Here is an 11,772-nt window from a genome sequence, read left to right as displayed (position 1 = left end):
CGGCCTCAGCGGATGTTGCTGTCGTGACCGCCGGCCGGCAGGGTCGGGATCGACTTCTGCATCTGAACCAGGAACTCGACGTTGGAGTGGGTCTCCTTGAGCTTGCCGAGGACGACCTCGAGAGCCTGCTGCTGATCGAGACCCGCAAGGGCGCGACGCAGCTTCCAGGTGATCTTGACCTCGTCGGAGCTGAGCAGCATCTCCTCGCGGCGGGTGCTCGACGCGTTGACGTCGACCGCGGGGAAGATCCGCTTGTCGGCGAGTGCGCGAGAGAGCCGGAGCTCGCTGTTGCCGGTGCCCTTGAACTCCTCGAAGATGACCTCGTCCATCTTGGAGCCGGTCTCGACGAGCGCGGTGGCGAGGATCGTGAGCGATCCGCCGTTCTCGATGTTGCGCGCGGCGCCGAAGAAGCGCTTGGGCGGGTACAGCGCCGAGGCGTCGACGCCGCCGGTGAGCACACGACCGGATGCCGGGGCGGCGAGGTTGTAGGCGCGGCCCAGGCGGGTGATCGAGTCGAGGAGCACGACGACGTCGCGGCCCAGCTCGACGAGGCGCTTGGCGCGCTCGATCGCGAGCTCGGCGACCGTGGTGTGGTCCTCTGCGGGGCGGTCGAAGGTCGAGGCGATGACCTCGCCCTTCACGGTGCGCTCCATGTCGGTGACCTCTTCGGGACGCTCGTCGACGAGCACGACCATGAGGTGGACCTCGGGGTTGTTGGTCGCGATGGCGTTGGCGATCTGCTGCAGCACGATCGTCTTGCCGGCCTTGGGCGGCGCCACGATGAGGCCGCGCTGGCCCTTGCCGATCGGGGCGACCAGGTCGATGATGCGCTGGGTCAGCTTCTCGGGGGCCGTCTCCAGGCGCAGGCGCTCCTGCGGGTACAGCGGAGTGAGCTTGCCGAACTCGACGCGGTTCGCGGCGTCGTCGACCGACAGGCCGTTCACGGAGTCGACCTTCACCAGAGCGTTGTACTTCTGGCGCCCCTGCTGCTCGCCTTCTCGCGGCTGCTTGATGGAGCCGACGATCGCGTCGCCCTTGCGGAGGTTGTACTTCTTGACCTGTCCGAGCGAGACGTAGACGTCGCTGGGACCGGCGAGGTAACCGGTTGTGCGCACGAATGCGTAGTTGTCGAGGACGTCGAGGATGCCGGCGATCGGGATGAGGACGTCGTCCTCGCCGATCTCGGTGTCGAACTCGTCGACGGGTCCGCCGGTGCGGCGCTTGTTGCGCTGACGGTTGCGGCCATTGGCCGAACCCTGCTCGTCGTCGCCTGACTGGCTGTTGTTGTTCTGCTGCTGGTTCTGCGGCTGACCGCCCTCGTTCTGGGGCTGGCCGGCCGCGCCGTTCTGACCGCGACCGCGGTTCCGGCTGCGGCTGCGGCTGCGGCCTCGGCCGCCCTGCTCATCGCCATCGCCCTGCTCGGAAGCAGACGATCCGGAGTCGTCTGCCGAGGCCGTCTCCGCCGGCTTCTCGGGTGCATCGGCCTTGTCAACCGGCGCGGACTGAGCGTCTGCGGCGTCTGCGGTCTCGACGGGCTTCTTTGCACCGCGGCGACCACGGGGGGTCTTGGGGGCGGTCTCAGCGACCGGTGCCTCGGACGGGGCCGCCTCGACGGCTGCCGGAGCCTCAGCGGGCTGTGCGGTTTCGGCCGCGGGCGCCTCGGTGGTCTCGGCGTCCGCCTTCTTGGCGCGGCTGCGACGAGGAGCCTTCGCCTTGGGTGCGGCCTCGGCTGCGGGGGCGTCGGTCGCAGGAGCCTCGGATGCCGGCGCCGCCTCGGCGGCCGCCTTCTCCGCCTTCGCCGCGGCAGTGGCGGTGGTGGCGCGGCGCGGTGCGCGCTTGCGTGCCGGTGCTGCCGGCGCCTCAGCGGTCACGGTGTCGGCGGCGGGGGCCGCGTTCTCGTTCACGACGGACGAGTCGTTCTGGGTCTCGGAGAAATTCTCCACGAGTACTCCCTCTTTGGTCTCGGAGACACGAGCGTTCCGCGCACAACGGGTGCTGCGCGCGATCGCACGGGCTGACGCTCGGCGCCAGCCGGCCTTGGCACAGAACTCACAGAGGAGCTGTGGATCAAGGGTTTGCGTGCGGGTCCTGCAGAGTTGCAATGGGGCCAGATTCACGCAGTTACGTGGAGCCCTCCGCTCGTTCTCCCACTGTACCACCACGCACGTCGACCGCGAGCAGCAGCGCGTCCCACGGGGTGTCGGTGACGCTGGCAGCCAGTTCCACGGCGTCCTGGCGGCTTCCGGGTCCGTCGGCGAGCACCAGCACGCTGGGTCCTGCTCCCGATACGACCGCCGCGAAGCCCGCCGCGCGCAGCGCCTGCACGAGCCGTTGCGTCTCGGGCATGGCTTCGGCCCGGTAGTCCTGGTGAAGCCTGTCGGCGGTGGCGTCGAGCAGCAGCTCGGGGCTCTGCATGAGCGCCGCGATCAGCAGGGCCGAGCGCGAGACGTTGAAGACCGCGTCCTCCGTCGACACGTGCGGAGGCTGCAGCGAACGAGCCTTCGACGTGGACATGGTGTACGAGGGCACCAGCACGAGGGGCGAGACGCCGCGATGCACCAGCAGCTTCTTGTGCTGCGGGCCTCTCTCCCCCACCCACGCGATCGTCAGACCTCCGAACAGTGCGGGCGCCACGTTGTCGGGGTGCCCCTCGAGCTCGGTGGCGAGACGCAGCAGGTCGGCATCGCCGATCTCGGCCTCGCCCTCCAGCAGACCCTTCGCGGCGAGGATGCCGGCAGTCACCGCCGCCCCCGACGAGCCGAGCCCGCGGCCGTGCGGAACGCCGTTCTCCGCGATGATGCGCAGCCCCGGCATCTCGCGACCGAGGTCGGCATATACGTGCGCGATCGTGCGGACGATGAGGTTCGACGCGTCGCGAGGGATCTCATCGGCTCCTGTTCCCGAGACCTCTATCTCGAGCTCCCCGGCCGGCAGCTCCGTGACCAGAAGCGAGTCGTAGATGCTGAGCGCGAGCCCGAGGGTGTCGAAACCTGGGCCGAGGTTGGCGCTGGTGGCCGGAACCGTGACTTCGACGGTGCGTCCGAGCACCATCGTCACTCCCCTTCCACGCGCAGCACAGACACCACGCGCTCGACGACGGAGCTCTCGGCGAGAGCGTCGACGGTCGCGCTGAGAGCCTCTTCGGTCGCGCGGTGCGTGCCGATGATCAGACGGGCCGTCGGCTCGGACTCGCCCTCGACGGTCTGCACCACGGTCGCGACCGAGACGCCGCCGTCGCTGAGGATGCCGGCGACGGTCGCGAGCACGCCCGCGGCGTCGGCCACCTGGAGGGTGATCTGGTAGCGCGTGGTGACGTGGCCGATCGGCACGACCGGCAGGTTCGCCCTCGTCGACTCACCCACGCCGACGCCGCCGGCGATGTGGCGACGAGCGGCGGAGACCACGTCTCCGAGCACGGCCGACGCCGTCTGCACGCCGCCCGCGCCCGCTCCGTAGAACATCAGAGGTCCGGCGGCCTCGGCCTCGACGAACACAGCGTTGTTGGCTCCGTGCACGTTCGCGAGCGGGTGGGACTGCGGCACGAGTGCCGGGTAGACGCGCACCGAGATCGACTCGGCGCCGTTCGCCTCGATTCGCTCGCAGACCGCGAGCAGCTTGATCACGAAGCCGGCCGCGCGAGCCTCCTCGATCATGGAAGCGGTGATCGAGGAGATGCCCTCGCGGTGCACGGCGTCGAGCGGCACTGCGGTGTGGAACGCGAGGCTCGCGAGGATCGCGGCTTTCTGCGCGGCGTCATAGCCCTCGACATCCGCCGTGGGATCGGCTTCGGCGTAGCCGAGGCGCTGAGCATCGGCGAGCACCTCGGCGAAGTCGGCGCCCTCGGTGTCCATCCGGTCGAGGATGTAGTTCGTGGTGCCGTTCACGATGCCCATGATGCGCACGACGCGGTCGCCCGCAAGAGAATCGCGCAGCGGACGGATGATCGGGATCGCACCGGCGGCGGCTGCCTCGTAGTACACCGACGCTCCGACACGATCGGCTGCTTCGAACAGCTCCGGTCCGTGCGTGGCGAGCAGCGCCTTGTTGGCGGTGACCACATCCGCACCGGAGCCCAGGGCGAGCAGGATGTTCGCTCGTGCGGGCTCGATGCCGCCGATGAGCTCTATCACGATGTCGGAACCGAGGATGAGCGAATCGGCGTCGGTCGTGAACAACTCCTTGGGAAGCTCGACGTCTCGAGGCGCGTCGACATCGCGGACGGCGATGCCGGCGAGCTCGAGAGCGGCTCCCGCACGGTCGGCGAGTTCGTCGCCGTGTCGCAGCAGCAGGCTCGCCACCTGGGAGCCGACGGCCCCTGCGCCCAGCAGCGCCACCCGCAGTCGTCGATACTCAGCAGTCATGGGGACTCCTTCAGAGGTGTGTCTGTGCCGGGTGCCGCAGGGGCGCCGGGCAGAAGGTCAGCGTGCGCTGTCGGTCACGGATGCGGGATCGATCCCCGCGTCGCGCGCCAGCACGTCGGCGATGGTCTCGCCGCGCACGATGACCTGTGTGCGGCCGTCGCGCACCGCGACGACCGGTGGACGGGGAACGTGGTTGTAGTTGCTCGCGAGAGGTGCGCAATAGGCCCCGGTCGCGGGCACGGCGAGCAGGTCGCCCGGAGCGAGGTCGGCGGGGAGGTACTCGTGATCGACGACGATGTCGCCGGACTCGCAGTGCTTGCCCACTACTCGGCTGAGCTGCGGCGCGCCGATGCCGGCACGCGAGGCGAGCCGGGCCGAGAACTGCGCGCCGTACAGGGCGGGCCGCGCGTTGTCGCTCATGCCGCCGTCGACGCTGATGTAGCGGCGCACGGCTCCCGAGCCGAGCTGCACATCCTTCGTGGTACCCACCTCGTAGAGGGTGATCCCCGCGGTTCCGATGATCGCGCGCCCCGGCTCGAAGGCGAGAGCGGGCACCTCGATGCCCCGCGCGGCGCACCCTTCCGCGACGGCTGCGACGATCTCCCCGGCGAGCGTCTCGATGGGCGTCGGATCGTCGACGCGCGTGTACGCGATGCCGAATCCACCGCCGAGGTTGAGCTGAGGCACTGGCCCGCCCTCGAGGAGCGCGGCGTGGAGCTCGAGCACCCGCGAGGCGGATTCGCGGAAGCCCGCGACGCCGAAGATCTGCGAGCCGATGTGGCAGTGGAGTCCCGCGAACTCGAGTCCGGGGATCTCGCGGATGCGGGCCACCGCGGTCTCGGCATCCGCCAGCGGGAAACCGAACTTCTGGTCCTCGTGCGCGGTCGCCAGGAAGCTGTGGGTCTCGGCGTGCACGCCGCTGATCACACGCACGAAGACGCGCTGAGTGGCATGCACGCGCGCCGTGATCGCCGCGAGCCGCTCGATCTCGATCGCGCTGTCGACGATGATCGAGCCGACGCCGACCTCGACGGCTCGTTCGAGCTCGCTCATCGACTTGTTGTTGCCGTGGAAGCCGATCGCCGCGGGAGCCACGCCAGCGGCCAGCGCGACCTCGAGCTCGCCGCCCGTGCACACGTCGACGCGGAGTCCCTCGTCGACGACCCAGCGTGCGACCGTCGTGCACAGGAAGGCCTTGCCGGCGTAGTAGACCTGCGCGGTGGTCCCGTTGTCGGCGGCTGCGGCGTCGAAGGCGAGACGGAAGGCGCGAGCACGCGAGCGCACCTCGTCCTCGTCGATCACCAGCAGCGGGGTGCCGAAGGTCTGGGCCAGAGTCGTCGCGCGGATGCCTGCGATCTCGAGCGTTCCGTCGGAGTCGCGGGCGACGGATGCCGGCCACACCGCAGGGGCGAGGTCGTTGGAGTCGTCGGGCACGACGAGCCATTCCGGGGCGAGCGAATCGACAGGGGAAAGCAAGGAGCACCAATCGTGGATGATTCTCGGGCGGGATCGCGCACAGCGAGGCTGACCCGATTCTAGGGCACCCGCGAGCGGCCATCCGTCACGGTGACGCGCCGCGTCAAGCCCCTGGGTCGGTGCTGCCGCGGCTCATAGTGTGGAGCGTGATGACTACGGACTCGCCCACCTCAGCCACTCGTCGCCCTGGCATCGTGCAGCGCGCGACGGCGTCGGCGATCCGCTGGGCGCTCACGCTGCGCCCGGTGCGCGCCGCGCTGTTGTACTCGGAGCGCCGCGGGCCGATGCTCGCCGACAGCGTCACCTATCGGGCGCTCTTCAGCGTGTTCGCCGGCGTGCTGCTCGGCTTCGCGATCGCCGCCCTGTGGCTGAGCGGGAACCCGGTCGCGTTGAAGGCGATCGTGAGCGCCGTGGAGGCGGCGATCCCCGGCCTCATCGGGAAGGGCGGCGTGGTGCATGTAGACGAGCTGCAGCAGCCGGTGTCGCTGTCGATCGCCGGCATCGTCTCGCTCGTCGGCCTCATCGGAGCGGCTCTGGGCGCCATCGGCTCGCTGCGCACGGCGGTCCGCGTCATCGCCGGTACCGCGCACGACGATGTGCTCTGGGTGTGGGTCGTGCTGCGCAACCTGCTGCTCGCGATCGCGATCGGCGCCTCCTTCGTCGCGTCCGCGTTCATCACGATCGCGGGCAGGGTCGGTATCACCTGGCTCCTCAGCGTGGTCGGTCTCCCCGACCGCTCCCCCGTCGCTGAGTGGGCTGTCCGCCTGCTCTCGCTGCTCGTCGTCTTCGCGCTCGACACGGCTCTGATCGCCGTCGTCTTCCGTCTCCTCTCGGGCATGCGCGCATCCCGTCGCTCGCTGCTGAGCGGCGCGCTGCTGGGCGGCGCCGGGCTTCTCGTGCTGCAGGAGCTGTCGGGGCTGTTCGTCGGCGGCGCGTCGAGCAACCCGCTGCTCGCCTCGTTCGCCACGCTGCTGGCGCTGCTGATCTGGCTGAACCTGTCGGCGCAGGTCATGCTCATCGCCTGCGCCTACATCGTCACCGCCCACGAAGAGGAGCACGACCGCGTGCGAGCACGGTTCGGCGCGACGACTTTCGACGCACGCCGAGTGCAGCGGGCGGAGGTCGAGGTGGCGATCGCCAAGGAGGCTCTGCGCGCCGCGCAGGATGCCGCGGCAGCGCCGGCACGCGAGAAGAAGGCCTGAGCTTTCAGACAGGAACCGGGGAACCGATGAACGTGCGACGCACATCCGTCGGAGTGACCGGCGCGACGATCTCCTTCGTGGAATGGCGACCGGTCCTCCCCTCGGGCCGGACTGTGCTCCTGCTGCACGGCGGCGGAGCGGACAGCGCCGAGCTCTCGTGGGGCGAGGTGGGTCCGGCTCTTGCAGCCGCCGGGCATCGTGTGATCGCGCCCGACCACCCCGGATTCGGATCGAGCCCTCGAGCGGACTGGCCCCTCAGCCAGGAACGGCTCGTGTCATACGTCGGGGAGCTCGTCGACTCGCTCGAGCTCGCCGACTACGCGATCGGCGGACTCTCGCTGGGCGGCGGCATGGCGCTGGGCCATCTCATCGACCGACCGGGCCAGGCCCGGAGCGCCGTGCTTCTGGGAACCTACGGTCTGATGCCTCGCCTCGCAGACGGTCTGCTCGGCCGATTCACGCACTTCGCCTCGTACTCTCTCGTGCGCACCGGCCTGCTCACCTCCCTCACGCGGTCCTACTCGCGCAGCCGGCGGTCGATGGAGCGCGGTCTGCGCGACATCGTCCGGGATCCTGCCGCGCGCACCCCTGAACTCGTCGACGCGGTGCTGGCCGAGGCCTCGGGCACGGGTCTCGCAGTGTTCGGCGAATGGCAACGTGATCAGGTGCTGTGGAACCGGCTCCGCACGGCGTATACGGGTCAGCTCCCGTCCATCGCCACACCGACGCTCCTCGTCCACGGAGACCGGGATTCCGGCGTACCCATCGGGCATGCACAGGCAGCGGCGCGCCTGCTTCCTCACGGCGAACTCCTGGTGGTCCCCGAAGCCGGGCACTGGGTCCAGCGTGATCGTCCTCAGACCGTCATCCCGGCGATCCTCGATCATCTCCGAGACACCGGAGCGACGACCCGTCGCTGACGACGAGCACCGGCACCGTCAGCGTCCGGGGCAGACGCCCTTCTCGAGGAGAGTCGGGTCGGTCGCGATCGCGCCGTTCACGTCGACGTCGATGACCGCCTCGCTCCCGTCGATCGTGAGCGCCGTGAGGGTGATCCCGGCCGGCAGCTGATCGGCGATGCAGACGCGCTGCGGCTCGGTGAGCCGTTCCCCGATCGACCCGAGCGACGAGCCCACCTGAGAGGCGTCTACGACGAGACCGCCGACCGTGAGCTGCACCGGCGTGAGCTCGAGGTCGCCTTCCGCGACCCCCGGCGTGAGGGTGAGCGTGATCGGGACCGACATTCCGAGCACTTTGGCCGATCCGGCCACCGTCGCGTCCGGCGCATCGAACGCGACGGAGTCGACGGGCAGTTCGGTGCCTGCGAGGAGCGCAGTGAACTGCGTCTCGTCGATGCGGATGGTTCCCGCGGCTCCGTCCAGGTCACCGCCGCTGAGCGGCACACCGGTCGCGGTGACATCGACGGCGCCCGTGATCCCTTCGAGCGTCACAGCATCCGTCGACAGGTGAAGACTGTCCAGGCGGCCGCCGATGAGCTGCGGCAGCAGGATGCCCGCCGCGTCGACGTCGAGCTGCTGGTCTGCGGGCAGATCGAGCTGCTCGACCACCATGCCGCGGACGATGCCGGGGAGAAGCGCGCGGGCGAGAAGTTCAGCGGCGACGGCGAGCGCGGCGATCACCACGACCACGATGAGCAGGACCCACGGCCAGCGCTTCCGCCGGCGGGTGCGGGGCGGGGCCTGAGTTCCTCGCTCTCCCGGAATGACGAGCGTCTCATGCTCGCCGCCGGACTCGGGGTACGGCAGGGTGGGATTGTCGTCGCTCATCCCCCAATCCTGCCGCACCCGTCGGGTCACATGCGCTCGGGGGCGGACACTCCGAGGAGCGCCAGGCCGTTGCGGAGCACCTGGCCGGCGGCGTCGTTCAGCCAGAGCCGCGTACGGTGCACGCTCTCGACGGGGTCGTCGCCCTGCGGGATCACCCGGCAGTTGTCGTACCAGCGGTGGTAGAGACCAGCCAGCTCCTCGAGGTAGCGGGCGACGCGGTGCGGCTCGCAGATCTCGGCGGCGAAGCCGACGATGCGCGGGAACTCCTGCAGCGCACCGAGGAGCGCCGCCTCGGTCTCGTGCGTGAGCGTCTCGGGTGCGAACACGCTGCGGTCGACGCCGGAATCGGCCGCATTGCGGGCCACGTTGTGCGTGCGGGCGTGCGCGTACTGCACGTAGAAGACGGGGTTGTCGTTCGTGCGCTTCTGCAGCAGTTCGGGGTCGAGGTCGAGCGGCGAGTCCGCGGGCGAGCGCTCCAGCGCATACCTCAGCGCATCCGTGCCGATCCAGGCCTGCAGGTCGTCCATCTCGATGATGTTGCCCGCGCGTTTGCTGAGGCGGGCGCCGCGGATCGACACGAGCTGGCCGATCAGCACCTGGATGTTCTTTTCGGGGTCGTCGCCGGCCGCGCCGGCGATCGCCTTGAGGCGGTGCACGTAGCCGTGGTGGTCGGCGCCGAGCAGGTAGATCTTGTTCTGGAAGCCGCGATCGCCCTTGTTGAGGTAGTACGCGGCATCGGCGGCGAAGTACGTGTACTCGCCGTTCGAACGACGGATCACGCGGTCCTTGTCGTCTCCGAAGTCGGTCGTGCGCACCCAGACGGCGCCGTCCTCGTCGAAGACGTGGCCCTGCTCGCGCAGACGGTCGACGGCCTGATCGATGAAGCTCGTGCCGTCCTCGCCCTTGGCGTGCAGCGTCCGCTCCGAGAACCAGACGTCGAAGGGCACGTTGAACCGCTCCAGCGAGCCCTTGATCTCGGCGAGCTGATAGTCGTAGGCGAGATCACGCGCGACGGTGAGCTGCTCGTCATCGGGAAGACCGAGCAGATCGGGGCGGGCTTCGAGCACTCGGCCGGCGAGAGCAGCGATGTACTCGCCCGGGTAGCCGCCCTCGGGCGTGGGCTCTCCCTTGGCGGCCGCGACGATCGAGATCGCGAAGCGGTCCATCTGCGCACCCGCGTCGTTGATGTAGTACTCGCGCACGGCATTCGCTCCGCTCGCGAGCAGCAGCCGCACGATCGAGTCGCCGAGGGCCGCCCAGCGAGTGTGGCCGATGTGCAGCGGACCGGTCGGGTTCGCCGACACGAACTCGACGTTCACGCTGACGCCCTGCTGCGAGTCGTTGTGGCCGTAGCTCTCGCCCGCGTCGACGATCGTCTTGGCGAGCGCGCCCGCCGCCGCGGCGTCGAGACGGATGTTGATGAACCCGGGACCGGCCACCTCGGCGCTCGAGACGCCGTCGATCGTGGCCAGGCCGTCGGCGATCTGCTGTGCGAGCTCGCGCGGGTTGGTTCCGAGGGGCTTGGCCAGACGCATGGCGACGTTCGACGCCCAGTCGCCGTGGTCGCGGTTGCGGGGACGTTCGAAGACGATGTCGGATGCCGAGAGCCCGAGCGGCTCGCCCGGACGTCGCTCGGCGGCAATCGGTGCGAGGACGGCGAGAAGGGCTTGGGCGAGCGTTTCAGGGTTCATAGACTCACAAGTTTACGGCGCGTCGCGGCCACGGAATTTGCAGGGCGGATGCGGTGATCTACAGTCATGCCATGAATGCCCCGTCCCGTCGCCGCCGCACGCTCCCCGCGGTGCTCGCCATCGCCGTCGTTCTGGCGCTCGTGGCCGTCGTCCTGGGTGTGTGGCGCCCCTGGTCGCAGGCCGCGTCCACGGCGCAGGTCGCCGGTGCGGGTTCCGAGGAGGCCGTCACGATCGCTCCCGCTCCCCTGGTGCTGCCGGAGCATCCGTCCGTCCTCGTCTTCGGCGACTCCTGGACGTACGGATCCGCCGCTTCCGACCCGACCCTGGGATACGCCTACGTTCTCGCCGAACTCCTCGACGGCGCGACGACCGTGAACGGCGTCCGTGGCAGCGGCTACCTGAAGCCGGGCCTCGACGGTCCGGCCTTCGGCGAGCGCATCGCCGCGCTCGATCCCGCGCTGTCGCCCGACCTCGTGATCATCCAGGGCTCGATCAATGACCGTGAACAGGGTGAGACCGGCTATCGAGAGGCCGTGACGGCGGCCTGGGACGCGATGGCGGCCACCTACCCCGAGGCGCAGATCGTGATCCTGGGGCCGGCCCCGCATCTGCTGCCCGTCGGTGCCGGAACCGCCCGCATCGACACGGACCTCGCAGCCCTCGCCGCCGAGCGCGGCTGGTGGTACATCTCGCCCATCGGGGAGAACTGGATCACACCGTCCAACTACCTCGACGTGATCGACGTGGATTTCGGGCGCAGGCATCCTTCCACCGAAGGGCACCGCTATCTGGCCGAGAGGCTCTCCGCCGATCTCGTCGATCTCGGCGCTGCCCCGGTCACCGTCGCCGGTGGGTCGGAGAGCACCTCCAACCAGTGATATTGTCGTTCGGTGCGCCTCCGTAGCTCAGGGGATAGAGCGCCGGTTTCCGGTACCGTAGGTCGGGGGTTCGAATCCCTCCGGGGGCACGTTTTCGCGAAAGAGGCCCGTCCATTCGGACGGGCCTCTTCACGTTTCGCGGCGCTGAAGGGCGCACTGCGCGTGTCGCGTTATTCGCTCTCGCGCACGCCGCCAGCGACGCGTCGGATCTTGTCGCCCGCATCGTGCGCGGCGTTCTCCACGGCGTCGGTGACGTCGTCGACTTTGTTCTCCACAGCGTCGACGACCCGCTTGGTGAGGTTCGTCGCGCTCTCCGACGCGGCTTTGATGTGATCTCCCACAGACATGACGAGTTCCTTTCGTAGTGCGTTCTGGTA

At 69.5% G+C, this 11,772-nt stretch carries 10 protein-coding genes and 1 tRNA gene; 4 read left to right on the top strand and 7 right to left on the bottom strand.

All coding sequences use genetic code 11. From position 1 onward, the window contains the following. Positions 1-5 precede the first annotated feature (5 nt). From rho to lysA, 4 genes are all read right to left on the bottom strand, one after another. Complete coding sequence (gene rho / locus ACI3KT_RS15135) at positions 6-1,943, bottom strand: transcription termination factor Rho (RefSeq protein ID WP_292904303.1); 1,938 nt, start codon at positions 1,941-1,943, stop codon at positions 6-8. 178 nt (positions 1,944-2,121) lie between these two features. Then, on the bottom strand, positions 2,122-3,051 hold the full coding sequence (thrB, locus tag ACI3KT_RS15130) for a homoserine kinase (RefSeq protein WP_292904325.1): 930 nt from the start codon (positions 3,049-3,051) through the stop codon (positions 2,122-2,124). A gap of 2 nt (positions 3,052-3,053) precedes the next feature. Further along, the gene (locus ACI3KT_RS15125) at positions 3,054-4,361 is read right to left on the bottom strand and encodes a homoserine dehydrogenase (protein WP_292904305.1); all 1,308 of its coding nucleotides are present in this window, start codon (positions 4,359-4,361) and stop codon (positions 3,054-3,056) included. A 57-nt stretch (positions 4,362-4,418) separates the two neighbouring features. After that, positions 4,419-5,837, bottom strand: a complete 1,419-nt coding sequence (gene lysA, locus ACI3KT_RS15120) for a diaminopimelate decarboxylase (RefSeq protein ID WP_292904307.1) — start codon at positions 5,835-5,837, stop codon at positions 4,419-4,421. Between the two features lie 149 nt (positions 5,838-5,986). On the opposite strand from lysA, the gene ACI3KT_RS15115 reads away from it, so the two are divergent. Both ACI3KT_RS15115 and ACI3KT_RS15110 read left to right on the top strand, forming a co-directional pair. Next, positions 5,987-7,039, top strand: a complete 1,053-nt coding sequence (locus ACI3KT_RS15115; RefSeq protein WP_404905321.1) for a YihY/virulence factor BrkB family protein — start codon at positions 5,987-5,989, stop codon at positions 7,037-7,039. A gap of 26 nt (positions 7,040-7,065) precedes the next feature. Beyond that, positions 7,066-7,959, top strand: a complete 894-nt coding sequence (locus ACI3KT_RS15110) for an alpha/beta fold hydrolase (protein ID WP_404905318.1) — start codon at positions 7,066-7,068, stop codon at positions 7,957-7,959. Between the two features lie 18 nt (positions 7,960-7,977). On the opposite strand, the gene ACI3KT_RS15105 is transcribed toward ACI3KT_RS15110, so the two are convergent. Continuing rightward, positions 7,978-8,826, bottom strand: a complete 849-nt coding sequence (locus ACI3KT_RS15105) for an LmeA family phospholipid-binding protein (protein WP_404905315.1) — start codon at positions 8,824-8,826, stop codon at positions 7,978-7,980. A 26-nt stretch (positions 8,827-8,852) separates the two neighbouring features. Further along, a complete protein-coding gene (gene argS / locus ACI3KT_RS15100) occupies positions 8,853-10,517 on the bottom strand; it encodes an arginine--tRNA ligase (RefSeq protein ID WP_307296053.1) in 1,665 nt (554 codons plus the stop codon). 71 nt (positions 10,518-10,588) lie between these two features. Between argS and ACI3KT_RS15095 the strand changes: the two genes are divergently transcribed. Both ACI3KT_RS15095 and ACI3KT_RS15090 read left to right on the top strand, forming a co-directional pair. Beyond that, a complete protein-coding gene (locus tag ACI3KT_RS15095) occupies positions 10,589-11,395 on the top strand; it encodes an SGNH/GDSL hydrolase family protein (protein ID WP_404905312.1) in 807 nt (268 codons plus the stop codon). Positions 11,396-11,411: 16 nt separating this feature from the next. Then, positions 11,412-11,484, top strand: a tRNA-Arg gene (locus tag ACI3KT_RS15090). Between the two features lie 81 nt (positions 11,485-11,565). Here the strand turns inward: ACI3KT_RS15090 and ACI3KT_RS15085 are convergent. Continuing rightward, complete coding sequence (locus tag ACI3KT_RS15085; protein ID WP_307296047.1) at positions 11,566-11,742, bottom strand: hypothetical protein; 177 nt, start codon at positions 11,740-11,742, stop codon at positions 11,566-11,568. Positions 11,743-11,772 lie beyond the last annotated feature (30 nt).

This window comes from Microbacterium sp. ZW T6_19 (genome assembly GCF_044987465.1).
Lineage (GTDB): Bacteria > Actinomycetota > Actinomycetes > Actinomycetales > Microbacteriaceae > Microbacterium > Microbacterium natoriense_A.
This window is presented reverse-complemented; position numbering and strand designations above follow the sequence as displayed.